Origin of the sequence: Streptomyces sp. M-16 (assembly GCF_052114405.1) — a bacterium.
Lineage (GTDB): Bacteria > Actinomycetota > Actinomycetes > Streptomycetales > Streptomycetaceae > Streptomyces.
Genome location: NZ_JBFRER010000004.1, coordinates 73,940 through 92,033 on the forward strand (window position 1 = coordinate 73,940; position 18,094 = coordinate 92,033).

An 18,094-nucleotide genomic window follows, 5' to 3' on the forward strand; every position below is an offset into this window, starting at 1 on the left:
GAGGACGTCGGGGCAGCGGGCCCCGCGGATCGCACACAGGGGGATCACCATCATGAAGGCACGTACGCGCACGCTGATCGCGGCCACTTTGGTACTGGGCATCGCGTCCGGCCCGGCGGTCGCGGCGCACGCCGCCGACGCCGCCCGGACGCCGGCTCCGGTTGCGGCGGCCTCGGCGGGCCCGGTCCGGGCCGCCGGGGTGGACGCGCCGCTGTTCTCGACCCCGCCCGACGCGGCGGCGCTGGAGCGGGCCATCGCGGGTCTGGGCGCCGATCACCCGGAGGCGACGGCCGCGCTGGTGCGGGTGGGCGGTACGAGTGGTTCCTGGAAGGGAAGTTCCGGGGTCGCGGACATCCGCAGCGGGCGCGCGGCGATCGAGGACGCCCGGTTCCGGGCGGGTTCGGTGACGAAGGCCTTCACCGCGGCCGTGGTGCTGCAGCTGGCCGCCGAGCACAGGCTGGATCTGGACCGGCCGGTGCAGGAGTACCTGCCGGGGCTGCTGCCCGGCGGCCCCGGCGGTTTCGAGCCCGTCTCCGTACGCCAGCTGCTGAACTACACGAGCGGCCTGAGGTCGGCGGACGGGCCGGGGGACGACTTCGCGGACGAGTACGCCCACCGCTTCGACGTGGTGGACCCGCGGGCACTGATCGCCAACGCGGCGGCCAAGGGCCCCGGGTCCCGGCCCGGCGAGAAGCAGCACTACAGCAACATCCACTACACGGTGCTCGGCGTGCTGATCGAGAAGGTGACGGGGACGACGTACGAGAAGGCGGTGTCCCAGCGGATACTCAAGCCGCTGGGTCTGCGTGACACCTCGTTCCCGGCCCGCACCCAGACCCGGATACCGGGCCCCCACAACCACGGCTACCAGGCGGTGCCGCAGCCGGGCGGGGGCAGCTCCCTGGTGGACGTGACGGAGTGGAACTCCTCCTCCAACTGGGCTGCCGGGGACCTCATATCGACCACGGCCGATCTGGAACGGTTCACGGTGGCGCTGTTCGGCGGCAAGGTGGTCCCGCGGCCCCAGCTGGAGGAGATGTTCACCGTCCCCGATGTGCAGGACGCCGAGACCGGCGGGCACGCGGTGCAGACGGCCGGCCTGAAGGAGTTCAGACTGCCGGGCGGTCGCGTGGTCTACGGCAAGACCGGGGGCCGCTTCGGCTACAACACCGTGATCGGCGGCAGCCGCGACCTCTCCCGCACCCTCGTGTACTCGGTGAACTCCACCGATGCCAAGGGCCGGGACATGAACAAGGTGGCCATGGGCATCGTGGGTGCGGCCTTCGCCGGGTAGGGGCGCGGCGGGCCCGGTCAGAGTCCGACGATGGAGTTCCAGCGCTTGGCGAAGGACGAGCGTTCGGCCGAGGAGATGTCCCGGGCGACGACGAGGCGCTTGCGCATCCCTTCGTCGGGGAAGATCAGCGGGTTCTCGGCGAGCTTGGCGGTCTCCTTGTCCGAAGAGGCGGCCAGCACCTCGCGGGCGGCGGGCACCGGGCAGACGTAGTTGACCGCGGCCGCGAGTTCCGCGGCCACCGCGGGGTCGTAGTAGTAGTCGACGAGGGCCTCGGCGTTGGTCTTGTGGCGGGCGAGGTTGGGGACGAGCAGGCTCTCCGCCCAGAGCTCGGCGCCCTCCTCGGGGACCACGAACTCGATGTCGGGGTTGTCGGCCTGGAGCTGGATGACGTCGCCGGAGTAGGCCTGGCAGGCCAGGACGTCTCCCTTGCTGAGGTCGGAGGTGTAGTCGTTGCCGGTGAAGCGGCGGATGTGCCTCTGCTTCACCATGCTCTCGACCTGGTCGCACATCCGGTGGAAGTCGGTTTCGGTCCACCGGGTGACATCGGCGCCGTTGCCCTGCATGAGCAGGGCGAAGGACTCGTCGAGACCGGAGAAGAGCGTCACCTTGCCGGCCAGGTCCGGCTGCCAGAGGTCCCTGACGGACTTGATCTCCCGGCCCAGGGCCTTGCGGTTGTAGGCGATGCCGGTGATCCCCGACTGCCAGGGGACGGTGTGCAGCCGGCCCTCGTCGAAGGCGGGGGAACGCAGTTGGGGGTCGAGGTACCTGGCCACGTTGCCCTGGGCGGAGCGGTCCATCTTCTGGGCCCAGCCCAGGTGGACGAAGCGGGCGGCCATCCAGTCGCTGACGACCACGAGATCGTGACCGGTCGACTGGTGGTTCATCAGGGCCGGGCTGACCTTGCCGAAGAACTCGTCGTTGTCGTTGATCTCCTCGGTGTACCGGACCTCGATGCCGGTCTTCTTCGTGAAGGCCTCCAGCGTCGGGCGGCTCTCTTCGTCCTGGTCGTCGGTGTCGATGTAGAGCGGCCAGTTGGAGAAGGCGACGCTCTGGTCCCGGTCCGAGAGGTCCTGGGCCTGCCGCCGGTCCTCGGGGACGAAGGCGGCGGGCACACCGCATCCGGTGAGGGCGGCCAGCAGGCCCGCGGCACCGAGGCCGCGCAGCGCCGCGCGGCGGGAGAAGGCGAGTTCAGGCATGGGCACAGCCTCGGCGAACGCGAAGAGGCGGGCAATAGACAAGGTGTCTACTGCCCGCCCCTTCAGTGGCCTGCGGTGATCAGTGCGCGCCCGTCACCGCGACGGTCGCGGCGGATCAGCCGTCGAGCGAGGTCATCACGTGCTTGATGCGGGTGTAGTCCTCGAAGCCGTAGGCGGAGAGGTCCTTGCCGTAGCCGGACTTCTTGAAGCCGCCGTGGGGCATCTCGGCGACGAGCGGGATGTGGGTGTTGATCCACACGCAGCCGAAGTCGAGGTTCTTGGACATGCGCATCGCGCGGCCGTGGTCCTTGGTCCACACGGAGGAGGCGAGGGCGAACTCGACTCCGTTCGCGTACTCCAGGGCCTGGGACTCGTCCGTGAAGGACTGGACGGTGATGACGGGGCCGAAGACCTCGTTCTGGATGATCTCGTCGTCCTGCTTGAGGCCCGAGACGACGGTCGGGGCGTAGAAGAAGCCCTGGTCGCCGACCCGGTGGCCGCCCGCCTCGACCTTGGCGTGGGCGGGGAGGCGCTCGATGAAGCCCGCGACCTGCTGGAGCTGGTTGGGGTTGTTCAGCGGGCCGTACAGCACGTCCTCGTCGTCCGGCTGTCCGGTCTTGGTCTCCGCGGCGGCCTTGGCGAGCGCGGCCACGAACTCGTCGTGGATCGACTCGTGGACGAGTACGCGGGTGGCGGCGGTGCAGTCCTGACCGGCGTTGAAGTAGCCGGCGACGGCGATGTCCTCGACGGCCTTGGCCAGGTCGGCGTCCTCGAAGACCACGACCGGGGCCTTGCCGCCGAGCTCCAGGTGGACGCGCTTGACGTCCTTCGAGGCGCTCTCCGCGACCTGCATGCCCGCGCGCACGGAACCGGTGATGGAGGCCATCGCCGGGGTGGAGTGCTCGACCATGGCCTTGCCGGTCTCGCGGTCGCCGCAGACGACGTTGAAGACGCCCTTGGGCAGGACGGAGTCGATGATCTCCGCCATCAGGACGGTGGAGGCCGGGGTGGTGTCCGAGGGCTTCAGGACCACGGTGTTGCCCGCGGCGATCGCCGGGGCGAACTTCCACACGGCCATCATCATCGGGTAGTTCCACGGCGCGACCTGGGCGCACACGCCGACCGGCTCACGGCGGATGATCGAGGTCATCCCGTCCATGTACTCACCGGCCGAACGGCCCTCCAGCAGGCGTGCGGCGCCGGCGAAGAAGCGGATCTGGTCCACCATCGGCGGCAGCTCCTCGCTGGCCGTCAGGCCCAGCGGCTTGCCGGTGTTCTCCGACTCGGCGGCGACGAGCTCGTCAGCGCGGGCCTCGAAGGCGTCCGCGATCTTGAGCAGGGCCTTCTGCCGCTCGGAGGGCGTGGTGTCGCGCCAGCCCGGGAAGGCGGCCGCGGCGGCGGCCATGGCGGCGTCCACGTCGGCCTGGCCGGACAGCGGGGCGGTCGCGTACACCTCTCCGGTGGCGGGGTTGACCACCTCGGTGGTCCGCCCGTCGGCGGCGTCCTTGAACTCCCCGCCGATGTAGTTGCGCAGACGACGCAGTTCGGTGGTCACTACAGCCACTCTCCTGATCACATGTCCAATGATTGAGACGACCCCCAAAGACTAGCCCCTCCGGCGACGCTTTCGACAGAGCCAGACATCACGAACTGCGAAATCCGTGCAATCGGAGACCCGCCACAACGGATTTCATCGATTACGGGTTGCGGAACGGACGACTCCTCGTGCACAGTGAGGTCGTGGTCAGTCGAAGCGCAGATTCCAGGAACAGACAACCGTCCCCTTCGGTCGATGCTGTGTCCCTGGCGATCATCGAGCAACTCCAGGAGGACGGTCGCCGTCCCTACGCGTCGATCGGCAAGGCCGTCGGCCTCTCCGAAGCCGCCGTCCGCCAGCGCGTGCAGAAGCTGCTGGACCAGGGCGTCATGCAGATCGTCGCCGTCACCGACCCGCTCACCGTGGGTCTGAGACGCCAGGCCATGGTCGGCATCAACGTCGAGGGCGATCTCGATCCGGTGGCCGACGCGCTGACCGCGATGGCCGAGTGCGAGTACGTCGTGATGACCGCGGGGTCGTTCGACCTCATGGTGGAAATCGTCTGCGAGGACGACGACCACCTGCTGGAGACGATCAACAAGAAGATCCGCACGCTCCCCGGCGTGCGATCAACCGAGAGCTTCGTTTACCTGAAGCTCAAGAAGCAGACCTACATGTGGGGAACCAGATAACCGTGAGCCAGGACCTCTCCAAGACCGCGTACGACCACCTGTGGATGCACTTCACCCGCATGTCGTCCTACGAGAACTCCCCCGTCCCCACCATCGTCCGGGGCGAGGGCACCTACATCTGGGACGACAAGGGCAAGCGCTACCTGGACGGCCTCGCGGGCCTGTTCGTGGTCAACGCCGGTCACGGCCGCAAGGAACTGGCCGAGGTCGCCTACAAGCAGGCGCAGGAACTCGCGTTCTTCCCCATCTGGTCGTACGCGCACCCCAAGGCCGTGGAGCTGGCCGAGCGCCTCGCCCACTACGCCCCGGGCGACCTGAACAAGGTCTTCTTCACCACCGGTGGCGGCGAGGCCGTCGAGACCGCCTGGAAGCTCGCCAAGCAGTACTTCAAGCTGCAGGGCAAGCACACCAAGTACAAGGTCATCTCCCGCGCGGTCGCCTACCACGGCACCCCGCAGGGCGCCCTGTCCATCACCGGCCTGCCGGCCCTCAAGGCCCCCTTCGAGCCGCTGGTCCCCGGCGCGCACAAGGTGCCGAACACCAACATCTACCGCGCCCCGATCTTCGGCGACGACCCGGAGGCCTACGGCCGCTGGTGCGCCGACCAGATCGAGCAGGAGATCCTGTTCGAGGGCGCCGACACCGTCGCCGCCGTCTTCCTGGAGCCGGTGCAGAACGCCGGTGGCTGCTTCCCGCCGCCGCCCGGGTACTTCCAGCGCGTCCGCGAGATCTGCGACGAGTACGACGTGCTCCTCGTCTCCGACGAGACGATCTGCGCCTTCGGCCGTCTCGGCACGATGTTCGCCTGTGACAAGTTCGACTACGTGCCGGACATGATCACCTGCGCCAAGGGCATGACCTCGGGCTACTCCCCGATCGGTGCCTGCATCATCTCGGACCGCCTCGCGGAACCCTTCTACAAGGGCGACAACACCTTCCTGCACGGCTACACCTTCGGCGGACACCCGGTGTCCTCCGCCGTGGCCCTGGCCAACCTCGACATCTTCGACAAGGAAGGCCTGAACCAGCACGTGCTGGACCAGGAGGGCAACTTCTTCAACACCCTGAAGAAGCTGCACGACCTCCCGATCGTCGGCGACGTCCGCGGCAACGGCTTCTTCTACGGCATCGAGCTCGTCAAGGACAAGGTCACCAAGGAGTCCTTCACGGACGAGGAGACCGAGCGCGTGCTCTACGGCTTCCTCTCCAAGGCGCTCTTCGACAACGGCCTGTACTGCCGCGCCGACGACCGTGGCGACCCGGTCATCCAGCTGGCTCCGCCGCTGATCGCGGACCAGGGCACCTTCGACGAGATCGAAGGCATCCTGCGCTCGGTGCTCACGGAGGCCTGGACCAAGCTGTAACCCCGGCGCGATGGTCCGATCACACGGCCCGGATCCTCCGTTCGAGTGAGAACGCGGGGGTCCGGGCCGTGTGCTGTCACCATCCAAGACGTTCATCTCTTTACATCTCAGTGCGGCGCCAGTGACCGAAGGGGCTCCGCTTCGTTCCCCCGGACGGAGGTGTACGCCATGGTGGCTCCATCGGACAATGCCCCACCGGACAATGACGTGCTCTGGGCACGGGCCCTTCACTACTCCCACGACGGTTCCCCCGGACTCATCGGGGTCACCGCCGGAGTGCGCAAGGGCGAGATCCTGGCCGTGACCGGCCCGCGCGGCAGCGGGAAGACCACGCTGCTGCGCTGCCTGACCGGCCGGCTGCTGCCCGAACAGGGCGAGGTCTGGTTCGACGGCGTCCCCGTCCACACACTGGGCCCCGTCGCCCGCGAGCGGCTGCGCCGCGACCGGTTCGCCTGGATCGGACCCGAGCCCCAGCTGCTGCCGGAGCTCAAGGTGTGGGAGAACACCGCCCTGCCCCTGTTGCTCACCGGCGCCACCCACCGCGCCGCCAAGAACGCCGCCTGCGCCTGGCTGGACCGCCTCGACATCGGCGGATTCGCCCGCAAGCGCCCCGGCGCCCTGACCCGCGCCGAATGCCAGCGGGTCGCCCTCGCCCGGGCCCTGGTCGGGGAGCCCGCCGTGCTCTTCGCCGACGAGCCGACCGCCCCGCTGCACCGTGCAGAGCGCGCCCTGCTGCTGCGGACGCTCACCACCGCCGCCCGTTCCCACGGGATCACCGTGGTGCTGGCCACCCACGACGAGGAGACCGCCGGCCAGGCGGACCACAGGCTGGACCTGCTCGACGGCCGCCCGGCCGGGGCCGCCACGGCGGCCGATTCCCCCCGGACCACGGAGGACCAGGCCGCGTGCTCGCTCTCCGCCTAGCCCGCGGCTCCCGCCCCGCGGTCCAGCTGCGCCGCCTGCTCGTCGCCGCCGCCTCGGCCGGTACCGGGTTCCTGCTGCTGTACGTCCTCGCGGAGGCGATGGCCCGGCCCGCCGGATCGCTGCCCCGGCTGCTGTGGGCCCTCGTGCCGCTCGCCGCCACCGTGCAGTTCGCGGTGGCGGTGGCCCGGACCGACCCGGCGACCCGGCCCCGCGAGGGCCTCGACGCCGTCGGGCTGGGCCCCGTCCGGCTCACCCTGGTCGGCGCGGTCTCCACCGCCGTCGCCTGCGCCGTCGGCAGCGCCCTGGCCCTGGCCGTCTTCCTGCACCTGCGGGGCGAACTGACGGGCCTGCCCTTCGACGGCGCGGGGGCCGGGCTGCTCCACGCCGACCAGCCGCTGCCGGTGGCCGGCGCCCTCACCCTGCTGTCCCTGATCCCCCTCACTGCCTCCGCCGCCACCGTCGTCGCCCTGCGCCCCCGCCCCCCGGCGGCCGGACTCAGTCCCCAGTCGGGAGTGCCCTGGGGCGTGGCGCTCGCCGCCAGCGGGCTCGCCGTCGAGGCCTACGCCGGCCCGCGCGGCGCGGCCGTTCCGGCCGGCTGGGTCCTGATCGCGGTCGGGCTGGCCCTCGCCGGGCCCGGCCTGGCCTACGCCTGCGGCACCCTCGTCCAGGCCGTCCGCCCCGGCGCGCTGCGGCTGCTCGCCGGGCGGGCCCTCCAGGAGGAGGCCCCCCGCCTCGGCCGGCCCCTCGGGGTGCTGTGCGCCGTCGGCGCCGCCGCCCTCACCTCCGTGGCCCTGGGCGACCGGGGCGGGTCCCTCACCCCGCTCGGACCGCTGACCGGTCCGGCCGCCGCCCTCGTGGCCCTCTGCGCGGGCGCGACCCTTCTCACATCGGCCGCCGAATCCCGCCACTCCCGCTCCGCCGCCCGGGCGGCCCTCCTGGACCTCGGAACACCGGGAACGGTGCTGCGTACGGCCGTGACCGTGCGGGCCGCCGCACTCCTCGTCGTGTGCCTCCCGCTCAGCTGGGGTGTGGCGCAGCTGACGTCGCTTGCCTTGACCCGCTGAGCGGACCAGCGCCTAGTGTGGGCCGAATGGTCAACGCAGACATCGAGATCGAGACGCTCGCGGAATTCGACCGGGTCGCAGCCCGGGGCTCACTGAGCGGCTACCGCGTCCAGTCGGTCAACCTGCTGGAGCGGACGTTCGCGCTGCTGTCCGCCGACACCTCCGACGCCGTGTTCCTGGGCTGCGCGATGGAGCCCGACGCCTCGGCGAAGGTCCGCGCGGACGGCGCGCTCGTCTTCCCCCCGGTGCCGGACCTGCCCTTCGACCCCTACCGGGGGCGGCTGTACACGGCCGAAGAGCTCTTCGCCGGCCTCGCCGACGGTTACGGGTCCACCGCGGACGCCCAGGCCTACGCCTGGTTCCAGGAGACCAAGGCCGACGGGGACGTCTTCTCCTCGATGCTCCGCTCCGTCCACGACGACGCGGTCTCCGACGCCCTCGACGAGCACCTCGCGGGTGCCCGCGTGGTCGGCGTGATGGGCGGCCACGCCGTGGACCGCGGCGGCCGCGACTACCGGGGCGCCGCCGAACTCGGCCGGGAGCTCGCCCGGTCGGGCATGACCGTGGCCACCGGCGGCGGGCCGGGTGCGATGGAGGCCGCCAACCTCGGCGCCTACCTGGCGCCGGCCCCCGACGGAGCCCTCACCGAGGCGCTCGACATGCTCGCGAAGGCGCCCTCCTTCGCCCCGTCCGTCTCCGACTGGGCGCGCGCCGCCTTCGCCGTACGGGAGCGGTGGCCCGAGGGCGGCGATTCCGTCGGCATCCCGACGTGGTTCTACGGTCACGAGCCGCCGAACCCCTTCGCCGGCCACATCGCCAAGTACTTCGCGAACGCCACCCGCGAGGACGGCCTGCTCGCCCGGGCGACGGCGGGCGTGGTGTTCCTGCCCGGCGCGGCGGGCACGGTGCAGGAGGTCTTCGACAACGCGACGCCCAACTACTACGCCTCGGAGTCCGCGCCGGCCCCGATGATCCTGGTCGGCCGCGCCCACTGGACCGCGCACCTGCCGGTCTGGCCGCTGCTCCGGGCCCTGGCGCACGGCCGCGCGATGGAGTCCCGGGTCGCGCTGGTGGACTCCGTGGACGAGGTCCCGGACGTCCTCGCCTCGATGCGCTGACTTCTCACCCGCTCCCCAGGCAACTTCCGGGGCCGTTCACACGTCTGGTCTAGGTACCGCAAAACCTGCCAGACGTGAACGGAGCCCTCTGTGCTCATAGGCCTGCTGACCGCTGTCGCGGCGTCCATCTGCTACGGCACGGGATCCGTCCTGCAAGCCGTGGGCTCGCGCCGGGCCGCCCGGACCTCCCCGGCCGCCGCCGGGGTGACGGCGCACGGCGGACCGAACCTCACCTCGACCGCGAAGGCGGCGATGACCTGGGAGTTCATCGTCGGCACGATCCTCGACTTCGTCGGGTTCGGGCTGGGTGCGCTGGCCGCCCGGATGCTGCCGCTGTTCCTGTCCCAGACGGTCATCAGCGCGAACCTGGTCATCACCGCTGTGCTGAGCGTCAAGATGCTGGGCATCCGGCTGACCCGCAAGGAGTGGGCCTCCATCGCAGTGGTGTGCGCGGCGCTGGTGCTGCTCGCCACGGCGGCCGGTCACGAGGGCGGCCACCACGCCCCGATGGCCACGCACTGGTGGCTGCTCGCGGTGACCGCGCTGATCATCGTCGGCGGCACGGTGGCCGTGCGCTTCCTCGGCGCCCGGGCGGCGATCCTGGCGGGGCTGCTCTCGGGCCTGGCCTTCGGCGCGCTGGGCGTCGGGGTGCGGATCCTGGACGGCGTCGAGCCCTACGCCCTGGGGACGATGCTCGCCGACCCGGCCCTCTACGCCATCGTGCTGGCCGGCGCGGGGGGCATGTACCTGCACACCGTCGCCCTCCAGATCGGCTCCGTCAACGGTGCGACGGCGGCGCTGGTCGTCGGCGAGACGGTGCTCCCGGGAGCCATCGGCGTGCTCTGGCTCGGCGACGCCTCCCGGCCGGGACTGGCATGGCTGGCCGTACTGGGCTTCGTCCTGGCGGTCACGGGCGCCGTGGCGGTGGCCTGGTACGGCAACCACGAGGGGGCCGGGGAACCGGCGCCGGAGCCCGTCCCCGAGCCCGTGTCCTGACGCGCGGGCCCCGGCAGCGGCCGCGGGTACGGCCGGGGTGCTCTTCGCGCTGCTGCTGGCGGCCTCGATCGTCCTGATCCGCTACGCGCTCCCGTCGGACGCCGCCCACGCCCCCGTGGATCCCGACCGGCGCTGGGCGGTGAGCACGGCGCTGGAGATCGTCCCGTTCGCGGGGATCTTCTTCCTCTGGTTCATGGGCGCCCTGCGCGCCCACACCGGGGACGCCGAGGACCGGTTCGTCGCCACCGTCTTCCTGGGCAGCGGCTTCGTCTTCGCGGCCACCCTGTTCGTCGCCGCGGCCGCGGCGGGCACCGTCCTCCAGGAGAGCCCGACGCCGTCCGGCTTCGGCCGCTCCTTCGCCTACACGGTGCTGACGACGTACGGGATGCGGATGGCGGCCGTGTTCGTCTTCGCGACCTCGACCATCGGCAGGCGGCTCGGCGTCTTCCCGCGGCCGCTCGTCCTGCTGGGCTTCGCGGCCGGCCTGCTCCTGCTGCTGGTGAGCTCCTCCCTGCCCTGGTCCGAGCTGCTCTTCCCGGTCTGGGCGCTGGCCGTCAGCGGGTACATCCTGCGCGTGAGCAGGCACTAGATGATCAATTCCAAGGGGTCGTTGGACGGTCGTAGGCAGTTTCGCTTCGGCGGATCGGTCTGCGAGAGTTTGGCCATGAGTGACGTTGTTATCCGTCGGGCCGAGTCCGATGACGCGGCCGCGCTGGCAGCCATGCGCTGGCGGTTCAAGGTGGAGGACGGCGGAGATGAAGTCCCGCAGAACGAAGAGGAGTTCACCGCCGAGTGCGAGCAGTGGCTGCGTTCCCGGATGGTCGGGCCGTGGCGTGCCTGGGTTGCGGAAGTGGGCGGTCGGCCCTGTGGTCACGTGTTCGTGTGTCTTGTGGAGAAGGTCCCCAGTCCCTACCCGGGTTCCGACGCCCTGGGTTACGTGACGAACTTCTACGTCGCCCCTGAACAGCGCAATCGCGGTCTGGGCAGGGCCCTTCTCGACGAGGCCACCGGCTATGCGCGCGTTCGCGGCCTGGATACGTTGATCGTGTGGCCGTCTGAGCGCAGTGCGCCGCTGTACCGGCGCTGCGGATTCGACGGACCGGACGAGCTCCTCGAACAGCCTGTCGCGCCCAGCTGAGCGAAGTTCTCGCACTGACTGCGCGGACGATGCGAGGGCGCCCAAGGTCAGTCTGTGACGAACGACCTGGACACCCTCGCGACCGCACTCTATGTGAAGACCGACGACCTGCTGAAGGACTCGCCGCAATTCGCCCCGCAGCGTCCGGCCATGGGCATCGTGCCGCAGCTCAGCGACGCCGAGCTGGTAACGCTGGCGATGATGCAGGCGATGCTCGGTTTCGCCTCCGAGGCCCGCTGGCTGCGCCACGCCGGCGCCCACCCGCGCCACCTCTTTCCGTACCTGCCCCAGCAGCCCGGCTACAACAAACGGCTGCGCAAGGCCGCCGAACTGATCCGCAGGGTCACCTGGGCACTGGCCCGCGACACCACGCTGTGGAGCGACGACGTGTGGGTGGCGGACTCCACGCCCGTCGAGTGCGGGCGCTCCCGAGAGACCGTCAAACGCTCCGACCTGGCCGGATAGGCCCAGTACGGCTACTGCGCCAGCCACTCGCGCTACTTCTGGGGACTGCGGCTGCATCTGGTCTGCACCCTTCACGGCCTGCCGATCGCGTTCGCACTCACCGGGGCCAAGGCAGACGAGCGCGAGACCCTGCTCGACCTTCTCGCCGTCGAACCCCGTCTCACCGCCGAACACCCGGGACAGACACTGATCGGAGACAAGAACTACTTCGGCCGAGAGTTCGAACAGCAGCTCGCCGACCTGGACATCCGCCTCCTGCGGCCAGCCCGCAAGGGCGAGCCACAGCGAGCCGGATCACAGCTGTTCAAGCCACTGCGCCAGGTCATCGAGTCGGTCAACGAGACCTTCAAGGGCCAGCTCGACCTCGAACGACACCGAGGCCGCACCCCCAATGGTGTAACCGTCCGAGTCCTGCAACGCATCCTCGCGCTCACCGCCGCGATCTGGCACAACGACCGCACCGGCCAGCCGACCATGCGCACGCTCACTGCCTACGACCACTAAGCCCCTTGGAATTGATCATCTAGTCATCCCGGCAGGCGACCCGGGGGCGGTACGTGCATTCTGGAGGTCGGGGGTGACGGGGGTGATCGGGCCACGGAAAGGCTGATGCCTCATGAGGCTTGTCGTCGACCTCAACCGCTGCCAGGGATACGCCCAGTGCGCGTTCCTCGCTCCTGAGGTGTTCGCGATGCACGGTGAGGAATCCCTGCTCTACGATCCGAACCCGGTCGCGGACGGGGAAGCGGACGGAGAGCTGCGCGGGAACGTCACCCGGGCGGTGGCCGCCTGCCCGGTGCGGGCGATCCTGCTGGAGCTGGCGGACGGCCCTGCCGGGGACGGACCCGGAGGCGCGTCATGACCGCCGACGGCAGCCTGGAGCGGCTCAAGCGCGAGGGGCGCATCGTCGTCGTCGGCGCTTCGCTGGCGGGCCTGCGGGCCGCCGAGACCATGCGGGAGAAGGGTTTCACCGGCTCCCTCACGATGATCGGCGACGAACCGTACGAGCCCTACGACCGGCCCCCGCTGTCCAAGCAGGTGCTGCTGGGCCGGGCCGGCCCGGAGCGCACCGCGCTCCCCCGCCGCCGGGACATCGGGGCCGAGTGGCGTCTCGGCGTCCCCGCGACCGGCCTGGACATGGCGGCCCGCCGGGTCCGCCTCGGCGACGGGAACGAGGTGGAGTACGACCGGCTCCTGATCGCCACCGGCGTGCGGGCCCGGCCCTGGCCCCAGGCGGACGAGGCCGCGCTCGACGGGGTCTTCGTACTGCGCACCCGTGACGACGCGGCCGCCCTGGAGCAGAAGCTCGCCGCCGGACCGCGCCGGGTGCTGGTGATCGGTGCCGGGTTCACCGGCTCCGAGATCGCCTCCGCCTGCCGGGAACGCGGGCTGCCCGTCACGGTCGCCGAACGGGGCGCCGCACCGCTGGTCGGCGCACTGGGCGGGGTGATCGGCGAGGTGGCTGCCGAGATGCAGCGCGAGCACGGGGTGGACCTGCGCACCGGGATCATGGTGACGGGGCTGGAGGGCGACTCCACCGGGCGGGTCCGCGCGGCGCACCTGTCCGACGGCACCACCCTGGAGGCGGACGTGGTGGTCGTCTCCCTCGGGGCCATGCGCAACACCGAGTGGCTGGCCGGGTCCGGGCTGGGCGCGGGCCCCCGCGGCATCGCGTGCGACGCGGGCTGCCGGGCCTTCGACATCCGGGGCATCGTCACCGACGACATCTACGTGGCGGGTGACGTGGCACGTTCCCCGCACGCCCTGTTCGGGTACCAGTTCCTGTCCCTGGAGCACTGGGGCAACGCGGTCGCGCAGGCGGAGACGGCCGCGCACAACATGCTCAGCGAGAGCGCGGACCGCCGCCCCCACCTGTGGGTGCCGGCGTTCTGGTCCTCCCAGTTCGGCGTGAACATCAAGTCGGTCGGGGTGCCCTCCATGGGCACGGAGATCCTGATCACCCAGGGCTCGCGCGGCGAGCGCCGGTTCACGGGCGTGTACGGGTACCAGGGCCGCGTGATCGGCGCCGTCACCTTCGACCAGTCGCGGTGGCTGCAGTTCTACGAGCGGCTCATCGAGGAGACCGCGCCCTTCCCGCCGCCGTTCACCACCGTGGACCGCAGGCCGGAGGGCAACCGGCCGGTGCCCGCGGACTTCCCCGACCCGTCGGTGCCCACGCACGGCCCGACCATCACCCTCAGCGGCTATTCGCCGGCCGACCGGCGGATGACGTTCACCCCCGCGCACCACTGACCCGGACGCGCCCTCCCCGGAGGAGCGCGAGGAGCACGAGGACCCCTCATGACCCAAGACATCCTGCGTCAGATCCTGGACTACTCCAACCGGGCCGACCCGTACCCGCTCTACAAGGAGCTCCGCCGCACGCCGGTCCACCACGACGGCAGCGGCCCGTTCGTCGTCAGCACCTACTACGAGATCCAGGCCCTGCTGCACGATCCACGGATCAGCTCCGACGCCCGCAACCTGGCGTCGGCGGCCGCCGACCCGCTGGCCGAGCCGGGCGAGCAGGAGGAGACGGTCCTGCCGCCGTCCTTCCTGAAGCTCGACCCGCCCGAGCACGACCGGCTCCGCCGCATGGCCAACCGGCCCTTCGGCCCGCCGCACTCCCCGCACCGCGTCCACGACATGCGGGGCGACCTGCACGACATCGTCAAGGGCCTGATCGACAAGATCGCGGAGAACGGCAACGCCGAACGGATCGACCTGGTCGAGGAGTTCTCCTACCCCTTCCCGGTGACCGTGATCTGCCGGCTGCTGGGCGTGCCGCCGCAGGACGAGGCGCGCTTCCACGTCTGGGCGGACACCCTCGCGGCGAGTCTGGACCCCGACCCGGACGCGGACCCCAAGGAACGCGAGAGGCGTACGCACGACTCCCGCATGGAACTCGGCATGTACCTGTCCGGGCTGATCGAGGAGCGGCGCAAGAACCCGACCGGCGACATGCTCTCCGAGCTGGCCACCGGGAACGGCCCGGACGGCACCATGACGACGATGGAGGTGCTGAGCACCGCGGCGCTGCTGCTGATCGCCGGTCACGAGACCACCGTCAACCTCATCACCAACGGGATGCTCACGCTGCTGCGCCACCCGGAGGTCCTCGACCGGCTGCGCTCCGATCCTGAGCTCTCCGTCAACCTCGTGGAGGAACTGCTGCGCTACGAGCCCCCGGTGCAGCTGGTCCCCCAGCGCAGCACCCTCGCCGACATCGAGGTGGCGGGCGTGTCCATCCCCAAGGGCGCCTCGCTGTGGCTGGTCCTGGCCGCCGGGAACCGTGACCCCTTGCGGTTCGAGGACCCGGACCGATTCGACCCGGACCGCGAGGACATCCAGCACCTGGGCCTGGGCAGCGGCATCCACAGCTGCTTCGGGGCACCGCTGGCCCGGCAGGAGGGCCAGCTGGCCCTGAGCGAGCTGGCCCGCAGGCTGGAGAACCCCCGGCTGCTGGCCGACCCGCCCCCGTACCGCCAGAACGCGGTGCTGCGCGGCCCCCGCCACCTGCCGATCGCGGTGGACGGCATCCGGCCCTGAGGGCACTGAGGAATCAGAGGGATCAAAGGGATCAAAGGGACCAGAGGGCGCCGAGGGATCAGAGCGCCGGGCGGGCCCTGCGGGCCACGGCCCTCAGGGGCCGCCCTCCAGGACGACGACCTCGGACGGGGTGAAGGTCACCCGGACCCGGTCTCCCACGGCCGGAGCCCCCGCGAGGCCGCACTCGGCCTCCAGCACCGGCCCCTCCTCGGGCCTCAGCAGCAGGGCCACATGGGTGCCCCGGAAGGTGCGCGAGGCCACCTCGCAGCTCAGGCCGTCCGCCCCCAGACGTACGCCGACGGGCCGGATCAGCAGCCGCCGCTCGCCCTCCGGCGCCCCGGCCGGGACCGGGACCTTCCCCCACGGGGTCGTGGCCGCGCCCCCGGAGACCGTGGCCGGGACCACGTTCTCGAAGCCGAGGAAGCGCGCCACGAACTCGGACGCCGGCCGCTCCCAGACCTCCAGCGGGGTCCCGGCCTGCGCGATGCGCCCGTCCCGCATGACCACGACCCGGTCGGCCAGCGCGAAGGCCTCGCCCTGGTCGTGGGTGACGGCGAGCACGGTGGTGCCGAGGCGGGAGAACAGGGAGCGCAGTTCCACGACGAGCCGTTCCCGCAGCCCCCGGTCGAGCTGGCCCAGCGGCTCGTCCAGCATCAGCAGCCGCGGTGCGGGGGCGAGGGCCCGGGCCAGGGCCACCCGCTGCTGCTCACCGCCCGACAGCGAGGCCACCGCCCGGCGCTCGGCGCCCGGAAGGCCGACCAGCTCCAGCAGTTCCGCGACCCGGGCGGCCGAGGACCCGCCGGAGGCGCCCCGCATCCGCAGTCCGAAGGCGACGTTCCCGCCGACGTCCCGGTGCGGGAACAGCTGGTGGTCCTGGAACATGAGACCGACCCCGCGCCGGTGCACCGGGACCGCCGCCTGGTCCGCGTCACCGAGCAGCACCCGCCCGCCGGACACGGGCTGCAGCCCGGCGACCACCCGCAGCAGGGTGGACTTGCCGCTGCCGCTCGGCCCCAGCACACAGACGATCTCGTGCTCGGCGACCTCCAGGTCCACCGCGTCCACGACGGCCCGGTCGCCGAAGCGGACCGATACGCCGTCGAGCCGGAGCAGGGTCATCAGAACTCTCCCGAGGTCGTGGCGGGTCGCAGCCGTTCCAGCAACAGCAGGGACACCGCGCACACCAGCATCAAAATCGTGCTCAGGGCCATCGCCTGCCCGTAGTTCATCTCCCCGGCCCGCCCGAGCAGCCGGGCCACCGCCACAGGCAGCGTCGGGTGGTCCGGCCGTGCGATGAACACCGTCGCCCCGAACTCCCCGAGCGAGACGGCGAAGGCGAAGCCCGCCGCGATCAGCAGCGCCCGCCGCACCAGCGGCAGGTCCACCTCACGCCAGGCCCGCAGCGGCGACGCCCCGAGCACGGCCGCCGCCTCCCGCAGCCGGCCGTCCACGGCCCGCAGCACGGGCAGCATGGTCCGTACGACGAACGGCACGCCGACCAGCGCCTGCGCCAGGGGCACCAGGATCCACGAGGTCCGCAGGTCCAGCGGCGGCTCGTCCAGCGTGATCAGGAAGCCGAAGCCCACCGTCACGGCGGACACGCCGAGGGGGAGCATCAGCAGCGCGTCGAAGCCCCGCACGAACGACCCGCCGCGACGGGTCAGCGCCGCGGCCGCGAGCCCTCCGACGAACAGGGCGATGGCGGTGGCGGCCAGCGCGTACTGCAGGGAGTTCCAGATGGCCTCCAGCGGCGGCACCAGAAACGTTCCGCCCCCGGCGCCCGCGTCCTGCAGCGCCCGGTAGAAGCCCAGCCCGTACCCGCCGGGCGCGTCGAAGGACCGCTCCACCAGCACGGCCAGCGGGGCCACGATCAGCAGTGCCACGGTCAGCAGCACCCCGCCGAGGAGGCTCCGCTGGGCCCAGCCGCGCGGGCGGTGCGCGGTGTGCGCGGGGTCCACGAGCCGCAGCGCGGTCTCGCGACGGCGCACGGTCCGGGCGTGCACGGCGAGGATCAGGCCGACGGCGGCGAACTGGACCATCGTCAGCACCGCGGCCGTCGGCAGGTCCAGGAGCTGCGCGGTCTGCCGGTAGACCTCCACCTCCAGCGTGGAGTACGCGGGGCCGCCCAGGATCTGCACGACGCCGAAGGAGGTGAAGGTGAACAGGAACACCATCAGCGAGGCCGCTGCCACCGCCGGACCCAGCGCGGGCAGCGTCACCCGTCGCCAGGCGGCGAACCGCCCGGCGCCCAGGACCCGGGCGGCCTCCTCCTGGCGCGGGTCCAGCTGGGCCCACAGCCCGCCGACGGTCCGGACCACGACGGCGTAGTTGAAGAAGACGTGGGCGAGCAGGATCGCCCAGACGGTGGTGTCCAGCCGGACGCCCCACAGTTCGTCGAGCAGTCCGCCCCGCCCCACCAGGGCCAGGAAGGCCGATCCGACCACCACGGTCGGCAGCACGAACGGCACGGTGACCAGGGCCCGCAACGGTTGTTTGCCGGGGAAGTCGAAGCGCGCGAAGACGTACGCGCCGGGAAGGGCGATCAGCAGGGTGAGGACGGTGGAGGCGAAGGCCTGCCACGTGGTGAACCAGAGGACGTCCACGATGTCGGGCTGTGCCAGGACCTCGCCGACGCGCCCGAACTGCCAGCCCTCGTCCGTCTTGAGCCCCCGCCCCACGATCGCGGCGACGGGATAGGCGAAGAACAGCCCGAAGAAGGCGAGCGGCACCGCCATCAGGGCGAACCTGACGGCGGTG

Annotated in this window: 16 protein-coding genes and 1 pseudogene; 13 read left to right on the forward strand and 4 right to left on the reverse strand. The window is 71.4% G+C overall.

The window, feature by feature from the left end; genetic code table 11:
• Positions 1–52 precede the first annotated feature (52 nt).
• Positions 53–1,294 carry a serine hydrolase domain-containing protein gene (locus AB4039_RS03015; RefSeq protein WP_442269910.1) on the forward strand — a complete coding sequence of 414 codons (1,242 nt, stop codon included), beginning with the start codon at positions 53–55 and terminating at the stop codon, positions 1,292–1,294.
• Between the two features lie 17 nt (positions 1,295–1,311).
• Here the strand turns inward: AB4039_RS03015 and AB4039_RS03020 are convergent, their stop codons facing one another.
• Complete coding sequence (locus AB4039_RS03020; RefSeq protein ID WP_442269911.1) at positions 1,312–2,490, reverse strand: polyamine ABC transporter substrate-binding protein; 1,179 nt, start codon at positions 2,488–2,490, stop codon at positions 1,312–1,314.
• Positions 2,491–2,605: 115 nt separating this feature from the next.
• On the reverse strand, positions 2,606–4,045 hold the full coding sequence (locus AB4039_RS03025; protein WP_266844072.1) for a gamma-aminobutyraldehyde dehydrogenase: 1,440 nt from the start codon (positions 4,043–4,045) through the stop codon (positions 2,606–2,608).
• Between the two features lie 170 nt (positions 4,046–4,215).
• On the opposite strand from AB4039_RS03025, the gene AB4039_RS03030 reads away from it, so the two are divergent.
• The 12 genes and pseudogenes from AB4039_RS03030 to AB4039_RS03085 all read left to right on the forward strand — a co-directional run bounded on the left by AB4039_RS03030 (position 4,216) and on the right by AB4039_RS03085 (position 15,337).
• Complete coding sequence (locus AB4039_RS03030) at positions 4,216–4,719, forward strand: Lrp/AsnC family transcriptional regulator (RefSeq protein WP_007266859.1); 504 nt, start codon at positions 4,216–4,218, stop codon at positions 4,717–4,719.
• The gene (locus AB4039_RS03035; protein WP_266842636.1) at positions 4,704–6,083 is read left to right on the forward strand and encodes an aspartate aminotransferase family protein; all 1,380 of its coding nucleotides are present in this window, start codon (positions 4,704–4,706) and stop codon (positions 6,081–6,083) included. The genes AB4039_RS03030 and AB4039_RS03035 overlap by 16 nt, the downstream gene beginning before the upstream one ends.
• Before the next feature lie 168 nt (positions 6,084–6,251).
• Positions 6,252–7,007, forward strand: coding sequence for an ATP-binding cassette domain-containing protein (locus AB4039_RS03040; RefSeq protein WP_266842634.1), 756 nt, complete (start codon positions 6,252–6,254; stop codon positions 7,005–7,007).
• Positions 6,989–8,071, forward strand: coding sequence for a hypothetical protein (locus tag AB4039_RS03045; RefSeq protein WP_266842633.1), 1,083 nt, complete (start codon positions 6,989–6,991; stop codon positions 8,069–8,071). Before AB4039_RS03040 ends, AB4039_RS03045 begins: the two co-directional genes overlap by 19 nt.
• A 26-nt stretch (positions 8,072–8,097) precedes the next feature.
• On the forward strand, positions 8,098–9,189 hold the full coding sequence (locus AB4039_RS03050; RefSeq protein WP_442269912.1) for an LOG family protein: 1,092 nt from the start codon (positions 8,098–8,100) through the stop codon (positions 9,187–9,189).
• Between the two features lie 90 nt (positions 9,190–9,279).
• Positions 9,280–10,185: a hypothetical protein gene (locus AB4039_RS03055; protein WP_266842629.1), complete on the forward strand. Its 906-nt coding sequence runs from the start codon at positions 9,280–9,282 to the stop codon at positions 10,183–10,185.
• 37 nt (positions 10,186–10,222) lie between these two features.
• A complete protein-coding gene (locus AB4039_RS03060; RefSeq protein WP_442269913.1) occupies positions 10,223–10,774 on the forward strand; it encodes a hypothetical protein in 552 nt (183 codons plus the stop codon).
• On the forward strand, positions 10,775–11,323 hold the full coding sequence (locus tag AB4039_RS03065; RefSeq protein ID WP_266842626.1) for a GNAT family N-acetyltransferase: 549 nt from the start codon (positions 10,775–10,777) through the stop codon (positions 11,321–11,323).
• A gap of 54 nt (positions 11,324–11,377) precedes the next feature.
• Positions 11,378–12,292: pseudogene (locus AB4039_RS03070) on the forward strand (IS982 family transposase).
• A 112-nt stretch (positions 12,293–12,404) separates the two neighbouring features.
• Positions 12,405–12,650: a ferredoxin gene (locus AB4039_RS03075; protein WP_266842622.1), complete on the forward strand. Its 246-nt coding sequence runs from the start codon at positions 12,405–12,407 to the stop codon at positions 12,648–12,650.
• Complete coding sequence (locus tag AB4039_RS03080) at positions 12,647–14,041, forward strand: FAD-dependent oxidoreductase (RefSeq protein WP_266842620.1); 1,395 nt, start codon at positions 12,647–12,649, stop codon at positions 14,039–14,041. The genes AB4039_RS03075 and AB4039_RS03080 overlap by 4 nt, the downstream gene beginning before the upstream one ends.
• A gap of 48 nt (positions 14,042–14,089) precedes the next feature.
• On the forward strand, positions 14,090–15,337 hold the full coding sequence (locus tag AB4039_RS03085; RefSeq protein WP_266842618.1) for a cytochrome P450: 1,248 nt from the start codon (positions 14,090–14,092) through the stop codon (positions 15,335–15,337).
• Positions 15,338–15,430: 93 nt separating this feature from the next.
• Here the strand turns inward: AB4039_RS03085 and AB4039_RS03090 are convergent, their stop codons facing one another.
• The gene (locus AB4039_RS03090; protein ID WP_442269914.1) at positions 15,431–16,456 is read right to left on the reverse strand and encodes an ABC transporter ATP-binding protein; all 1,026 of its coding nucleotides are present in this window, start codon (positions 16,454–16,456) and stop codon (positions 15,431–15,433) included.
• Entirely contained in the window at positions 16,456–18,072 is a 1,617-nt protein-coding gene (locus AB4039_RS03095; protein WP_442269939.1) for an ABC transporter permease, read from the reverse strand. The genes AB4039_RS03090 and AB4039_RS03095 overlap by 1 nt, the downstream gene beginning before the upstream one ends.
• Positions 18,073–18,094: the final 22 nt, after the last annotated feature.

Excerpts from the sequence above, each read along its gene's own strand:
- AB4039_RS03020 (WP_442269911.1), bottom strand. The coding sequence starts at position 2,490 with ATGCCTGAACTCGCCTTCTCCCGCCGCGCGGCGCTGCGCGGCCTCGGT.
- AB4039_RS03095 (WP_442269939.1), bottom strand. The coding sequence starts at position 18,072 with ATGGCGGTGCCGCTCGCCTTCTTCGGGCTGTTCTTCGCCTATCCCGTC.
- AB4039_RS03080 (WP_266842620.1), top strand. The coding sequence starts at position 12,647 with ATGACCGCCGACGGCAGCCTGGAGCGGCTCAAGCGCGAGGGGCGCATC.
- AB4039_RS03050 (WP_442269912.1), top strand. The coding sequence starts at position 8,098 with ATGGTCAACGCAGACATCGAGATCGAGACGCTCGCGGAATTCGACCGG.
- AB4039_RS03090 (WP_442269914.1), bottom strand. The coding sequence starts at position 16,456 with ATGACCCTGCTCCGGCTCGACGGCGTATCGGTCCGCTTCGGCGACCGG.
- AB4039_RS03085 (WP_266842618.1), top strand. The coding sequence starts at position 14,090 with ATGACCCAAGACATCCTGCGTCAGATCCTGGACTACTCCAACCGGGCC.
- AB4039_RS03065 (WP_266842626.1), top strand. The coding sequence starts at position 10,775 with ATGATCAATTCCAAGGGGTCGTTGGACGGTCGTAGGCAGTTTCGCTTC.
- AB4039_RS03075 (WP_266842622.1), top strand. The coding sequence starts at position 12,405 with ATGAGGCTTGTCGTCGACCTCAACCGCTGCCAGGGATACGCCCAGTGC.
- AB4039_RS03040 (WP_266842634.1), top strand. The coding sequence starts at position 6,252 with ATGGTGGCTCCATCGGACAATGCCCCACCGGACAATGACGTGCTCTGG.
- AB4039_RS03015 (WP_442269910.1), top strand. The coding sequence starts at position 53 with ATGAAGGCACGTACGCGCACGCTGATCGCGGCCACTTTGGTACTGGGC.